Source organism: Neorhizobium huautlense (assembly GCF_030811685.1).
Lineage (GTDB): Bacteria > Pseudomonadota > Alphaproteobacteria > Rhizobiales > Rhizobiaceae > Neorhizobium > Neorhizobium huautlense_A.
The window spans coordinates 36,415-49,089 of record NZ_JAUSRF010000010.1 but is presented as its reverse complement, the minus strand read 5'-3'; the positions used below and the strand labels follow the sequence as shown (position 1 = coordinate 49,089).

The following is a 12,675-nucleotide window of genomic DNA, read 5'->3' as shown; positions in this document are numbered from 1 at the left end:
GCTGGTTTGCAAAGCGCGGCCCGAGATCGAGAGCAGATGACAATCCGCCGCTCCGGCTTATTCGCCGCCACCCAGCGAATGAACGTAAACGGTCAGCTGCTTGATGGTGTCACTGCTCAGACGGGCCTGCCAGGCGGGCATGACACCGTGCTTGGGCGCGCGAACCTGTTCGGCGATTTCCGCCTCACCATTGACCTTGAGCCAGATCGCATCGGCAAGGTTTGGCGCACCAAGCTCACGATTGCCCTTCGCATCCTCACCATGACAGGATGAGCAATTGTCGAGGAAGATCTGCTTGCCGGGTTCGACCATGGCGACATCCCGCGGCGTGCCGGTCAGGCTGACAACATAGGCCGCGACCTGACGGATCTCATTGGTCTGCAGCATGTCGCCGAAGGCCGGCATGTCTGCAATCCGGGTGTCCGGATCGACGGCATCGCGGATACCATGTGCAATGGTCTGCTGGATGGTGTCGAGGTCGCCACCCCAGAGCCAGTCGTCATCGTTGAGGTTCGGATAACCGATACTGCCTTCGGCACCGGAACCATGGCAGGTGGAGCAGTTGACCTTGAAGGCGGAGGCACCGCCGGCAATGGCGAACTGGTTCATCTGCGGATCGGCAACGATTTCCTGCAAAGAAGACTGCGAAATCTTTGCCAGGATATCGCCTTGGGCAAGCTTTGCCGTTTCCATTTCCGTCGTCAGGTCCGCGCGGCTGGAATAGCCCAGAATGCCGGGCGTGGCTTCCGTCAGCATCGGCCATGCCGGATAAAGAACAGTGTAACCAAGCGCCCAGACGATACAGGCGTAAAATGTCCACAGCCACCAGCGCGGCAGCGGGTTGTTGAGTTCGCGAATGCCGTCCCACTCATGACCGGTGGTTTCGACGCCGCTGATTTCATCGACATGTTTTTCGGACATGGGTCAGTCCTCATCCTTCAGAGGGATATGCGCAGCCCTGTCCGCCGATGCCTTGCCGCCCGGACGCAGGGTGAAGAAGATGACGCCGACGAAGAACAGGGCCATGGCAAGCAGGCCCCAGCTGTCGGCGAAGTGACGCATTGCTGTGTAGGTTTCCATCGATGCCCTCCTCAGCGATAACCGGTGGCGTCGTCATAGGTCGAGAAATCGACCAGGGTGCCGAGTACCTGCAGATAGGCAACCAGGGCGTCCATCTCGGTCAGGCGTGTCGGATCACCATCGAAATTGCCGACCTTGGCCTTGGGATAGCGCTCCAGAAGACCGGATGTATCCGCGTCCGGATTGGCCTGCGCCTCGAGATCGGCCTGAGCGTTGGCCAACATGTCGTCCGTATAGGGAACACCGACGCGCTTGTTTGCCGTCAGCTCCATGGTGGCGCTGGTGACCTTGAGCTTGGTTTCCTTGAGGAAGGCGTAGCTCGGCATGATCGATTCCGGCACGACCGAACGCGGGTCCGACAGATGCTGGACATGCCACTCGTTGGAATAACGGTCGCCGACACGGGCGAGATCCGGCCCTGTGCGCTTGGATCCCCACTGGAAGGGGTGGTCGTACATGGATTCGGCTGCGAGGCTGTAATGGCCATAACGCTCGACCTCATCGCGGAACGGACGGATCATCTGGCTATGGCAGGCGTAACAGCCTTCGCGGATGTAAATGTTGCGTCCGGCCAGTTCGAGCGGTGAATAGGGACGCATCCCCTCCACCTTCTCGATTGTGTTTTCCAGGTAGAAGAGCGGCGCGATTTCCACGATGCCGCCGATCGACACGACGAGCAGCGAGCCGACCAGAAGCAGGGTCGCATTGCGCTCGATGAACTGATGTTTATCCATCAAAGACATGAGTTTCGTCCTTATTCGGCGGGCTGCAGGTTGGCCGTGGCCTGGCCGGTAAGGCGTTCTTCGCGCTCATGACCAAGAATGGTCATGGTGACGTTGAAGGCCATGATGATGCCGCCGGCGAGGTACATGGCGCCGCCGAGCGCGCGCAGCAGGTAATAGGGGAAGAGCGCCGAGACGGTTTCCGCGAACGAATAGACGAGGAAACCCTGATCATCGTATTCGCGCCACATCAGGCCCTGCTGGATACCGGCAACCCACATGACGGCCGCGTAGACAACGATGCCGAGCGTGGCGAGCCAGAAGTGCCAGTTGACCATGGCGAGGCTGTAAAGACGCTTGCGGCCCCACAGTTTCGGCACGAGGAAATAGACGGCACCAAAGGTGATCATGCCGACCCAGCCGAGAGCGCCGGAATGAACGTGACCAATGGTCCAGTCGGTATAGTGGCTGAGCGAATTGACGGCCTTTATCGACATCATCGGACCTTCGAAGGTCGACATGCCGTAGAAGGCGATCGCCATGACCATCATGCGCATGATCGGGTCGGTACGGATCTTGTCCCAAGCGCCCGAGAGCGTCATCAGGCCGTTGATCATGCCACCCCAGGATGGCATCCACAGCATGATGGAGAAGACCATGCCGAGCGTCTGCGCCCAGTCCGGCAAAGCCGTATAATGCAGGTGGTGTGGGCCTGCCCAGATATACATGAAGATCAGAGCCCAGAAGTGGATGATCGACAGGCGATAGGAATAGACGGGGCGGTCGGCCTGCTTGGGCACGAAATAATACATCATGCCGAGGAAGCCGGCCGTCAGGAAGAAGCCGACGGCGTTATGGCCGTACCACCACTGGGTCAGCGCATCCTGAACACCGGCGAAGGCCGAATAGCTCTTCACCCCGAGGAAGGAAACCGGCATCGACAGGTTGTTGACGATGTGCAGCATGGCGATGGTGACGATGAAAGCGAGGTAGAACCAGTTGGCCACATAGATGTGGGGTTCCTTGCGCTTCAGGATCGTGCCGAGGAAAACGAGTAGATAGGCGACCCAGACGATGGTCAGCCAGATATCCACGTACCATTCCGGTTCGGCATATTCCTTGCCCTGGGTGATGCCCAGGAGATAACCGGTGGCCGCCATGACGATGAACAGCTGGTACCCCCAGAACACGAACCATGCCAGGTCGCCACCGAACAGGCGGGCACGCGATGTGCGCTGGACGACGTAGAAGGAGGTTGCGATCAGTGCGTTACCGCCAAACGCGAAGACGACCGCCGATGTGTGCAGCGGCCGGACACGGCCGAAGGTCAGGAACGGTTCGAGGTTCAACGCCGGGAAAGCAAGTTGCAGTGCCACGAAAACGCCAACCAGAAAACCGACCACGCCCCAGAAGACGGTTGCGATCGTGCCGTAACGGATGACCTCGTCGAAGTAGCCGGACTGATCATCCCGGCTGCTTGCCCGGCCTGCACCGGAAAAATCAACACGGCGCACAACAACAACCGTGCTGATGGCAAGACAGAAGAAGAGAACCCACATATGGGCGGCAAAAAGATCATCATGGGCGAAACCAGCGCCCAGAAGCGCAAGAAACGCCCCCGCAACCAGCCCGCCAATGGTAATGGTATTGTTCATCGCGAACATCCCCCTGAAGCATATGACGGACGGTCGAATCCGATGTTCGACCGCCGCTCTCAGGCAGAAATGTCATTTGATGTGTTTGGCGACCTTGATTCAGATCAAGGTGCGGCGCGCAGTTTAGAGAGGCTCTACTTTCGCTGCAGCGACAGGCGTCCGTCCGGATTCATATGCGTGGTGAGATCGCGGTAATCGGCAATCTTGAGATGGTTGGTCTCGAACGGATGTGCATGCGTATGCGTGATGACGGCCACATCGGCACCGGCTGCTTCACCGGCCTTGACGCCGGCCATGACATCTTCGAACACCAGTGCCTGCGATGTGCTGACACCGACCCGTTCGGCGCCGAGAATATAGCATTGCGGATTGGGCTTTCCGACTTTTACATCCTCGGCCGTCACGATGAAGCGCGGCTCGGTTATGCCGGCAGCGGCAAGCCGGCGCTTGGCCAGCGTGATCGGCGAAGAGGTGACGATCGCCCATTTTTCCGGCGGGATCGACGCCAGAAACTCGATGGCACCGGGGATCGGCACGACACCTTCGACATCATCGATTTCGCCTTGCAGGATGATCGCCGCTTCCGCCACCGGATCGACACCCGGCAGGTTCAGTTCGGTGATCGTATCGATGCCGCGCTTGCCATGCATGGTGGGCAGGAATTTTTCGACATCCAGTCCGTGGCTTGCAGCCCACCGACCCCAGACCCGCTCGGCGGACGCCAGTGAATTCAGAATGGTGCCATCCATATCGAACAGGAAGGCGTCATAGGTCTTTTGCGGAAGCGAATCGGACATGCGGAAAATACCTCGGCGGGACGATGTCGGGGCTTCTGGATAACGGCCCGGCGGCCGGGATGCAAACGACCGCAGCGTTACTTTTTGTCGCCGGGCCAGCCGTCCAGTCTTGTGCGCATCTGCCGGACGAGGTCGATATCCGTTTCAAACCGTGTTTCCGGCTGGAAACCGAAGGCCGTGGCACGATCATCGTGACTTGCGCCAAAAGGCCGGCGACAGGAGGCGTGAACCTCGCCGACACCAAGCTGCAACATGTTCTCGACATTAGCGGGACGAAGACCGCTACCGGGCATGATGCGGATGCGTGCCCCTGCCCTATCATTTAGCCGGGCAATCATATCGGCGCCTTCAATCGCCGTTTTCTGCCCACCGGACGTCAGAATCCGCTCAAAACCGAGATCGATCGCCTGTTCCAGTGCAAGCTCCATATCCGGCACCAGATCGAAAGCACGGTGCAACGTGACGCCGGCATTTCCGGTAACGGCCTTGAGACGTGCAAGCATGGCTACATCGAGACTGCCGTCATTCTGGCTCGCGCCGATCACCACGCCGGCAAGGCCGGCCGTCAGCGCAGCCTCGATATCCGCCACCATGGCGACCTCTTCGGCATCATCAAAAACGAATGCGCCGGCGCGCGGGCGGATCATTGCATAAACGGGAACGGGCGCGCGGGAAGCCAGGGTCATCAATCCCGGCGAGGGTGTCAGGCCACCGATATCGAGCGCTGCGCAGAGTTCGATACGGTCCGCTCCGCCTTCGACGGCAGCGGCAAGACCGGTCGGATCATCGACACAGACTTCGAGCAGAATGGTCATGCCGCCGCCCTTTGTTGTTCCTGCCGCGCCAATACAGCCGCGCCGACCAGTCCGCCATCATCCTGCCTTATGGCCGGCACGACGAGCGGATGATCGAAACGGTTGAGAATGCGCTTTCGCACGGCTGCATCCAGCGCCGCGATCAGTTTCGGCTCCGAGGCAAGCCCACCGCCGACCGGCACGATCGAAGCACCGGTTATGTTCACGACCAGCGACAGCGGATCAGCGAGCAGTTGCAGATAAGCCGTCATGGTGCCGTCAGCCTTTGCATCACCACTCGACCAGGCATCAAGAATTTCATGACTCGTACAACCCTCACCATGCAGAAACGTGTGCAAGCGCTCCATGCCTCGCGCGCCGCCGATCGTATCGACGCAGCCCGATTGACCGCAACCGCAGTAGAAACGCGGAACATGCACGGTACCGCCCTTTCCGAAATCGACTGTCGTGTTCAGCACCGGAGCATGGCCCCATTCGCCGGTCACGCCGCCGGCACCCTTGACCAGGCGGCCATCGATTGCCAGACCGCCGCCGATGCCGGTGCCCATGATGGCGCAGAAAACGACGGCATGGCCACGCCCTACCCCTTCATTCGCTTCGGCAAGTGTCAGGCAATCCGCATCATTGGCGGCAAAAACCGGGCGACTGAGTGCTACCGAGAGCTCTCTTGCGAGCGAGCGGCCGGTAATGCAGGGAATATTGGCGGAGGTCGCCACGCCATCTTTCGGATCGATCAGGCCGGCGATCGAAAGTGCCAGAGGTGCTGCCGCTTGGTCTGCCGGGACATGGCGCTTTACCAGCGATGACAGGGCGGAGACAAAATCCGGCCATGAGCCTGCCGGCGTTTCGATACGGTCGAGCATGCGCAGCGCACCGGGTTCGGCTGAAACGGCGAATTTCATGAACGAGCCGCCGATATCGACGGCATAGATCGGAGGGACAGTCGCCATCATTGCCGGGGATCCAGAAGATCACGCAGGCCATCGCCTAGAATGTTGAAACCCAGCACGGTGATCATGATGGCAAGGCCTGGAAACAGCGACATCCAGATGTTGAGGCCCAGATAATTGCGCCCGTCACTCATCATCGCGCCCCATTCCGGTAAAGGCGGCTGTGCGCCGAGGCCGAGGAAAGACAGGCTGGCGGCAGACAGGATGACCGTGCCGGCCGTCAGCGTCGATTGAACGATGATGGGGCCGACGGAATTGCGCAGGATGTAATGGGTCATGATACGACGACGGGAAATGCCGAGCGAAACCGCCGCCTCCACGTAATCCATGCTTTTTACGCCGAGCGTGAGATTGCGGCTGAGGCGGGCGTAAACCGGCACGGAAAAGATGGCGATGGCGATCATCAGGTTCATCAGGCTGGACCCCAGCACGCTGACAATGAGGATGGCGAGCACGATGCCGGGAAAGGCGAACAGGATATCCATCACCCACATGATCGCCTGATCGACCATCCTGCCCGACATGCCGGCAAAAATGCCGAGCGGCACGCCGACCAGAATCGACAGTCCGACACTCAGCACCACTTCCAGCAAGGAGATACGGGCGCCGTAAAGCACGCGGGCGAGGATATCGCGGCCATTGTCATCCGTGCCGAACGGATGATCCCAGGAGGGCGGCATCATTGTCGACAGGAGATCCTGCTCGTAAGGATCGAACCGTGCGATAAAAGGCGCAAGGAGGGCGGCCAACACGATCAGACCGACCAATCCGCCGCCAATGACGATGCTGCGATGCGCCATTGCCCAATGGAACAGGCGGGACAGTGTCTTTGACCAGGGTCGTTGGGCGTTGTTTTCAGTGTCTGTTGGAAAAACCATGGTCAATCCAGCCTGATCTTGGGATTGAGAACGGCAATCGCCAGTTCCGCCAGAAAGTTCATCATCACCACGCCGGTGACCGCCACCAGCGTGACACCCTGAATGACCGGATAATCACGATACCGCACGGAATCCACCAGCAACCGGCCGATACCCGGCCAGTTGAATACCGATTCCGTTACCACTGCCCCGCCGATCAGGCTGCCGAAATTCAGGCCGATGATCGTGACGATCGGGATGAGAGCATTGCGCAGCGCATGGCCCCAATAGACCGACCCCGGTGCAAGCCCCTTGGCGCGGGCAGTGCGAATATAATCCTGTGCCAGCACCTCGATCATGCTCGAGCGGGTCATGCGGGCAATGACCGCCGTCGGTAGAACGGCCAGCGTGACCGAGGGCAGGATGAAACTTTTCCATGACGAGGCACCGAGCAACGGCAACCAGCCGAGCCCGACGGAAAATGTGTTCATCGCCATCAAGGCCAGCCAGAAATTGGCAATGGAAGCCCCGACGATCGCCAAAAGCATCACCGCCTGATCCGGCCAGCCGTGACGATAGATCGCTCCGATCATGCCGGCGGGCACGCCGATGCTGATTGCGAGCAGATAAGCGCAAACAGCCAGCCCGATCGTATAGGGCATGCGCTCGGCAATCTCATCCACGACAGGCAGCTTCGACTTGATGGAGAGGCCCAGATCCCCCTGTACGGCGTTGCCGGCGAACTCGGCATATTGGGCGACCAGCGTGCGATCGAGGCCCAGCCGGGACCGCATGTTGTCTACCGCTTCCTGCGTGGCCTCCGGCCCCGCCATCAGACGTGCAGGATCGCCCGGCAAGGCCCGGATGGCGAGAAAGACCAGCAGCGATACGCCGATCAGGATCAGCGGCAAGGCCAGCAATTTTCGGAGAATATAGGATTTCATCAGCTTTCCCGGCCAAGACGGTGGCCGGGTTTCCGGCCGACCGGTCTCATGCCCTTACTTCCTGGCGTCCTTGACCACGACGAGACCGCCCGGGATCATCCAGGCACCACTGACAGTGGAGCGGGTCGCATAAAGATCCTGCTTCGTGAACAACAGAACATGCGGGGCCTGCTCGTTCACGACCTTCTGCGCCTCGCCATAGATTGTATTGCGGGCCTTTTCATCGAGCGTGGAGGCCGCCTTGTCGATCAGCTCGTCCAGCTTCGGATCGGCGAAGAAACCGAGATTGGCGCCCGTCGGCGAGGCGCTCCTGGAATAATAAAGCGGGCGGAACTGCAGATCGGCACCGCTGACACCCGAAGACCATGAGGCGATCGACGAACTGATGCCATCCTTCTCCTTGCCGGCCGGATCAAGGAAGGCGGCCTTGGACCAGACGCCGCTTTCCATGCGCTTGACCTCAAGCTTTACGCCCGCCTTGGCCCACATGGCCTGCAGCAGCTCGCCGATACGGGCTTCCTGATCCTGCACGATCGTGGTCATCGCAAAACCGTCGGGATAACCGGCTTCCGCCAAAAGGGCCTTGGCCTTGTCGACATCATAGTCGTACGGCGCCAGAGTCTTGTCGTAACCGGGCGTGACCGGCGCAAGCGGCGAATTGGCCGGCGTCGCGTAGCCCTGCATGAAGGCACGCACCAGACCGTCGCGATCCGTCGCATAGTTCAACGCCTGGCGCACTTTCACATCATCCAGCGGCTTCATCTTCGTGTTCAGCGACACCCAGAAAACCGCCGACCCTTCGGACGCGTTGACGGCCATATCCGTATTGTTCTTCAGCTGATTGGCAAAGGCCGGCGGCAGCGGATTGACGATATCGGCATCGCCGGTCTGCAGCGCCATGCTCATGACCGATGTCTCAGTCGTCCAGGTCCACTTGATCTCATCGGACCCCTTGGGCGCGCCATCCCACCACTCGGTGTTTTTGGCCTGCAAGACATATTCGCCGGACTTGTATTCCATCAGCTTGTAAGGGCCGGTGCCGACGGCCTTGGTGCCGATCGTGCCGGCTGCATCCGCCGTTGGGCTGACGATCAGGCAGGGCCCGGTCGACAGAAGCGCGATAAAGGCCGGATATTTTGTCTTCAGCTTGAATTGCACGGTCGAGGCATCGATCGCCGTCACGCTGTCGAGGAAGGTCCGCAGGCGTCCGCTGGCGGCGAGGCCGCGCTTGGTATCGAGATGGCGAGCGAAATTCTTGACCACGGCATCGGCATCAAACGGCGTGCCGTCATGGAATTTCACGCCCTGGCGCAGCTTGAAGGTCCAGATCAGACCAGACGCATCCGCCGACCATTCGGTGGCAAGGGCCGGTCGCAACGAGAGGTCCGGATCGCGCCGTACGAGGCCTTCATACATCGGATCGAGAACCGCGGCCGTAAAGGTTGCCGTCTGATCACCCGGATCCATGGACCGCGGCGCCTCGCTCTGCATCACCGTGAGCGTTGCAGCTGCCGCCAGAGCCGGAAGCGTGAATGGCATGGAAAATCCGATGGCAAGGGCACAGCCCAGAACCAGACGGCGGCGAAGTTTCTGCTGAATCATCTTCATTCGTTCACCCTCTTGTTGCGCTTTCAGCGGCATGCCGCCTTAGGTCATTTTTATTATTTATTATCGTTGATTTGTTCACTCGGTGAACTTAGTGTCAAGCCTCTCATTCATCGCGGCCATTCCCATGCTCACCACATCCCATCGCCAGCTTCTGCGGGTCATCAGCGAATCCGGACCGCTTAGTCGTACCGAGATGGCCGTGGCGCTAGGTCTGAGCAAGGCCGCCATGAGCGGATTGGCGCGCGACCTCATCGATCTCGGCGTTCTGCATGAGGCGGGTACGGTCTATGGGCAGGGGCGCCCTTCAACACGGCTCGACCTGCAACCGGAATGGGCTTTTTTCGCCGGCATATCGCTCATTCAGGATCCGGCGCCGATGATCCTGTGCGACCTCGGTGGCAAGGTCATCGCCAGGATCGACATGCCGCTGTCACGTGATCCGCAGACGATCGCACAATCAATTGCCGAACGATTGCCGGAACTTTTCAAGGTCCATCCGCAGGCCGCCGCCAAGATCGGCGGCATCGGCATTGCCCTTTCCGGCTTTGTCGATGAACGGCAGGCCACCTGCATCCAGTCCACGCTGCTCAACTGGCAAGGCGTGCCGCTGGCAGACATTGTTCGTGAACATACCGGGATAAACGCGTTTATCGAGAACGACGCAAAGGCGATCGCCGTCCACGAAAAACTGTTCGGCAGCACGCGTGACCAGCAGAATTTTACAGTGGTCTCGCTCGGCGACGGTATCGGCTGCGCGCATGTGATCGATGGCCGGCTTTATCGCGGCAATCATGGTGGCGCCGGCGAAATCGCCCACTGCACGATTGAACTGGGCGGCGCGCCTTGCCGTTGCGGCAAACGCGGCTGTCTCGACACGATCGCATCCATGAACGCCATCAAGGAAATGGCGCGCGTGGAAGGGTTTGCCTGCACCACACTGTCCGACATCGAACAGATTGCCGCCACCGGCAATGCGGCCGCCATAAAAATCCTGCACCGCGCCGGTTCGGCATTGGGTCTGGCCATCGCCAATCTCATCCAGATCAATGACCCTGGCCTCATCCTCATCACGCATACGGAAGACGGACTGCAAGGCCTGTTCGGCACGGTCATGCAACAGGCGATCGAGACCAATGTGCTGCCGCGTTATGCCGGGCAGACACCGATCCGTCTGCACCGCGTGTCCGACGATATCTGGGCGCGCGGCGCAGCCAGCATCGCCGCCCATAATTTTCTGATTGGCCCCAATACGAATTGAGCATCTAGGCGAGGTTTTCCATGCGCATTGCAGTCGGCGGCATCCATATCGAATGCAGTACCTACAACCCGGTCCTGAACGAAGAGAAGGATTTTCGCGTCACCCGCGGCGATGAACTGACGAACGCGCCCTACTTCGCTTTCCTGAACGATTATGATGCCGAATTCCTGCCAACCATTCATGCACGCGCCATTGCCGGTGGCCCGGTTGCGCGCGCTACCTATGAGGGTTTCAAGGCAGAGTTTTTGGAACGTCTGAGACCGCTTCTGCCGCTCGATGGTCTCTATCTCGCCATGCATGGCGCCATGTATGTGGAGGACATGGAGGATGCCGAAGGTGACTGGATCACTGCCGCCCGCGATCTTGTCGGCCCCGACTGCACCGTTTCTGCCAGCTACGACCTGCATGGCAATGTCAGCCAGCGCATTCTCGATGCGCTCGACATGTATTCCACCTATCGCACCGCGCCGCATATCGATGTGGAAGAAACCATGCGCCGCTCGGTCTCCATGCTGGTGCGCAGCCTGAAGACGGGCGAAAAACCGATGATCGTCTGGGCACCCATCCCCGTCGTTCTTCCGGGCGAGCGCACCAGCACCGTCGATGAGCCGGCAAACAGCCTCTATGCCATGCTGCCCGAAATCGACGCGATGCCCGGCGTCTGGGATGCGTCATTGATGGTCGGTTATGTCTGGGCCGACGAACCACGGGCAAAGGCCTGTGCAATCATGACCGGTACCGACCGGTCCGCACTGGAACGGGAAGCCAAACGTGTGGCGCAGGCCTATTGGGATGCGCGCGAACAATTCGTGTTCGGTTGTGAAACCGGTTCCATCCAGGAATGTGTGGCCAAGGCCATATCGAGCGCCACCGCGCCCGTCGTTCTCGCCGAATCCGGCGATAACCCGACCGGTGGCGGTGTGGGCGACCGGGCGGAGGTTCTGGCCGAATTGATTACCCACGATGCTCAGGGGGTAATCTTTGCCGGCATCGCCGACAAGACGGCAACGGAAGCCTGTTATTCTGCCGGTATCGGGGCGGAACTCGATCTTTCTATCGGCGCGTCGCTGGATGCCATCAACAGCAAGCCGATCCATGTCGCGGCCAAGGTCAGATTTCTGGCCGAGGCGGAGGACCCTGCTGACTGGCAGGCAGTTGTTACGATCGGCGGGATCGAACTGGTACTATCCGCCAAACGGCGTCCCTATCACTATATTGCCGATTTCACCCGACTGCGTCTCGACCCGCAGAGTGCAAAAATCATTGTCGTGAAGTCCGGCTATCTTTCACCGGAACTGGCGCCGATCGCCAACCCGAACCTGATGGCGCTCTCGCCCGGCGTGGTGGATCAATTCGTCGAACGGTTATCCAACGAACGGCGCAGTCATCCGACCTATCCGTTCGACAAGGATTTTGATTATCAACCGAAAGCCCTGCCGACAGCGCGATCGGACAGTTTTTAGGTCGCACTGATACCCGCATCTGAACATTCACCCGTCGAAAAACAACCGACAGTTATCTTGATGCACATACGAAACCTTTAAGTTGTATCAATTTGGAGCAAAACCTAAGGTCGCGGCGCACTGCAGTTCGCATACATCGATTCACCGAAAACAAGGGAAGGAGCGAAAATGTCTGCGCCATTCGTGTATCAAATCGCCTTCGATGTGAAGACAGAACTTGGTTCGCAGTGGGCCGACGGTCTTCAGACCGTTCTCAAGGCCCACAGGGAAGCCAATCAGAAAGAACTTGAAGTCTACACGACCTATGTCGGCGATGGCGAGCGTGCCTATGTTCGCGTGCCGCTTGAAAGTCTCGGCGAAATGGACGCCTGGGTCCACACGCCGGATCTGGTCTACAAGACCCTGGGCGACAAACAGGGTGCCGACGCACTGGCACGCTGGGCCCAGTCGTTCAAGCACTGGGACAGCCGTATCCTGAGGCTGTCGAAAGACGGCCACTAGGCCTGTCGATTACGGTTATGCGGCC

The 12,675-nt window shown here is 59.6% G+C and carries 13 protein-coding genes; 3 read left to right on the top strand and 10 right to left on the bottom strand.

Annotation, left to right across the window (positions count from 1 at the left end; genetic code table 11):
- Nucleotides 1-57: 57 nt before the first annotated feature.
- The 10 genes from ccoP to J2T09_RS15570 form a co-directional block, all read right to left on the bottom strand.
- Entirely contained in the window at nt 58-921 is an 864-nt protein-coding gene (gene ccoP / locus J2T09_RS15615) for a cytochrome-c oxidase, cbb3-type subunit III (protein ID WP_306836264.1), read from the bottom strand.
- A 3-nt stretch (nt 922-924) separates the two neighbouring features.
- Nucleotides 925-1,080 carry a cbb3-type cytochrome c oxidase subunit 3 gene (locus tag J2T09_RS15610; RefSeq protein WP_306836262.1) on the bottom strand — a complete coding sequence of 52 codons (156 nt, stop codon included), beginning with the start codon at nt 1,078-1,080 and terminating at the stop codon, nt 925-927.
- Between the two features lie 11 nt (nt 1,081-1,091).
- Nucleotides 1,092-1,823 carry a cytochrome-c oxidase, cbb3-type subunit II gene (gene ccoO / locus J2T09_RS15605; RefSeq protein WP_306836260.1) on the bottom strand — a complete coding sequence of 244 codons (732 nt, stop codon included), beginning with the start codon at nt 1,821-1,823 and terminating at the stop codon, nt 1,092-1,094.
- An 11-nt stretch (nt 1,824-1,834) separates the two neighbouring features.
- Nucleotides 1,835-3,457: a cytochrome-c oxidase, cbb3-type subunit I gene (gene ccoN / locus J2T09_RS15600; RefSeq protein ID WP_306836257.1), complete on the bottom strand. Its 1,623-nt coding sequence runs from the start codon at nt 3,455-3,457 to the stop codon at nt 1,835-1,837.
- A gap of 134 nt (nt 3,458-3,591) precedes the next feature.
- On the bottom strand, nt 3,592-4,254 hold the full coding sequence (locus J2T09_RS15595) for an HAD-IA family hydrolase (RefSeq protein WP_306836256.1): 663 nt from the start codon (nt 4,252-4,254) through the stop codon (nt 3,592-3,594).
- A gap of 77 nt (nt 4,255-4,331) precedes the next feature.
- Nucleotides 4,332-5,069 carry a copper homeostasis protein CutC gene (locus J2T09_RS15590; protein ID WP_306836254.1) on the bottom strand — a complete coding sequence of 246 codons (738 nt, stop codon included), beginning with the start codon at nt 5,067-5,069 and terminating at the stop codon, nt 4,332-4,334.
- Nucleotides 5,066-6,022, bottom strand: a complete 957-nt coding sequence (locus tag J2T09_RS15585; protein WP_306836251.1) for an ROK family protein — start codon at nt 6,020-6,022, stop codon at nt 5,066-5,068. Before J2T09_RS15585 ends, J2T09_RS15590 begins: the two co-directional genes overlap by 4 nt.
- A complete protein-coding gene (locus J2T09_RS15580; protein ID WP_306836249.1) occupies nt 6,019-6,897 on the bottom strand; it encodes an ABC transporter permease in 879 nt (292 codons plus the stop codon). Before J2T09_RS15580 ends, J2T09_RS15585 begins: the two co-directional genes overlap by 4 nt.
- A 2-nt stretch (nt 6,898-6,899) precedes the next feature.
- Nucleotides 6,900-7,820 (bottom strand): ABC transporter permease, encoded by a 921-nt coding sequence (locus tag J2T09_RS15575; protein ID WP_306836247.1) that lies wholly within the window; start codon nt 7,818-7,820, stop codon nt 6,900-6,902.
- A gap of 54 nt (nt 7,821-7,874) precedes the next feature.
- Nucleotides 7,875-9,428 carry an ABC transporter substrate-binding protein gene (locus J2T09_RS15570; RefSeq protein WP_306836245.1) on the bottom strand — a complete coding sequence of 518 codons (1,554 nt, stop codon included), beginning with the start codon at nt 9,426-9,428 and terminating at the stop codon, nt 7,875-7,877.
- Between the two features lie 124 nt (nt 9,429-9,552).
- On the opposite strand from J2T09_RS15570, the gene J2T09_RS15565 reads away from it, so the two are divergent.
- From J2T09_RS15565 to J2T09_RS15555, 3 genes are all read left to right on the top strand, one after another.
- Nucleotides 9,553-10,686 (top strand): ROK family transcriptional regulator, encoded by a 1,134-nt coding sequence (locus tag J2T09_RS15565; protein ID WP_306836243.1) that lies wholly within the window; start codon nt 9,553-9,555, stop codon nt 10,684-10,686.
- Between the two features lie 20 nt (nt 10,687-10,706).
- On the top strand, nt 10,707-12,149 hold the full coding sequence (locus J2T09_RS15560; protein ID WP_306836241.1) for a M81 family metallopeptidase: 1,443 nt from the start codon (nt 10,707-10,709) through the stop codon (nt 12,147-12,149).
- Nucleotides 12,150-12,317: 168 nt separating this feature from the next.
- Nucleotides 12,318-12,650, top strand: coding sequence for a hypothetical protein (locus tag J2T09_RS15555; RefSeq protein ID WP_306836239.1), 333 nt, complete (start codon nt 12,318-12,320; stop codon nt 12,648-12,650).
- Nucleotides 12,651-12,675: the final 25 nt, after the last annotated feature.

Bases quoted from the DNA above. Each gene is read 5' to 3' on its own strand.
- J2T09_RS15595 (WP_306836256.1), bottom strand. From the start codon at position 4,254: ATGTCCGATTCGCTTCCGCAAAAGACCTATGACGCCTTCCTGTTCGAT.
- J2T09_RS15555 (WP_306836239.1), top strand. From the start codon at position 12,318: ATGTCTGCGCCATTCGTGTATCAAATCGCCTTCGATGTGAAGACAGAA.
- J2T09_RS15565 (WP_306836243.1), top strand. From the start codon at position 9,553: ATGCTCACCACATCCCATCGCCAGCTTCTGCGGGTCATCAGCGAATCC.
- ccoO (WP_306836260.1), bottom strand. From the start codon at position 1,823: ATGTCTTTGATGGATAAACATCAGTTCATCGAGCGCAATGCGACCCTG.
- J2T09_RS15610 (WP_306836262.1), bottom strand. From the start codon at position 1,080: ATGGAAACCTACACAGCAATGCGTCACTTCGCCGACAGCTGGGGCCTG.
- ccoP (WP_306836264.1), bottom strand. From the start codon at position 921: ATGTCCGAAAAACATGTCGATGAAATCAGCGGCGTCGAAACCACCGGT.
- ccoN (WP_306836257.1), bottom strand. From the start codon at position 3,457: ATGAACAATACCATTACCATTGGCGGGCTGGTTGCGGGGGCGTTTCTT.
- J2T09_RS15575 (WP_306836247.1), bottom strand. From the start codon at position 7,820: ATGAAATCCTATATTCTCCGAAAATTGCTGGCCTTGCCGCTGATCCTG.
- J2T09_RS15560 (WP_306836241.1), top strand. From the start codon at position 10,707: ATGCGCATTGCAGTCGGCGGCATCCATATCGAATGCAGTACCTACAAC.
- J2T09_RS15590 (WP_306836254.1), bottom strand. From the start codon at position 5,069: ATGACCATTCTGCTCGAAGTCTGTGTCGATGATCCGACCGGTCTTGCC.
- J2T09_RS15570 (WP_306836245.1), bottom strand. From the start codon at position 9,428: ATGAAGATGATTCAGCAGAAACTTCGCCGCCGTCTGGTTCTGGGCTGT.
- J2T09_RS15580 (WP_306836249.1), bottom strand. From the start codon at position 6,897: ATGGTTTTTCCAACAGACACTGAAAACAACGCCCAACGACCCTGGTCA.
- J2T09_RS15585 (WP_306836251.1), bottom strand. From the start codon at position 6,022: ATGATGGCGACTGTCCCTCCGATCTATGCCGTCGATATCGGCGGCTCG.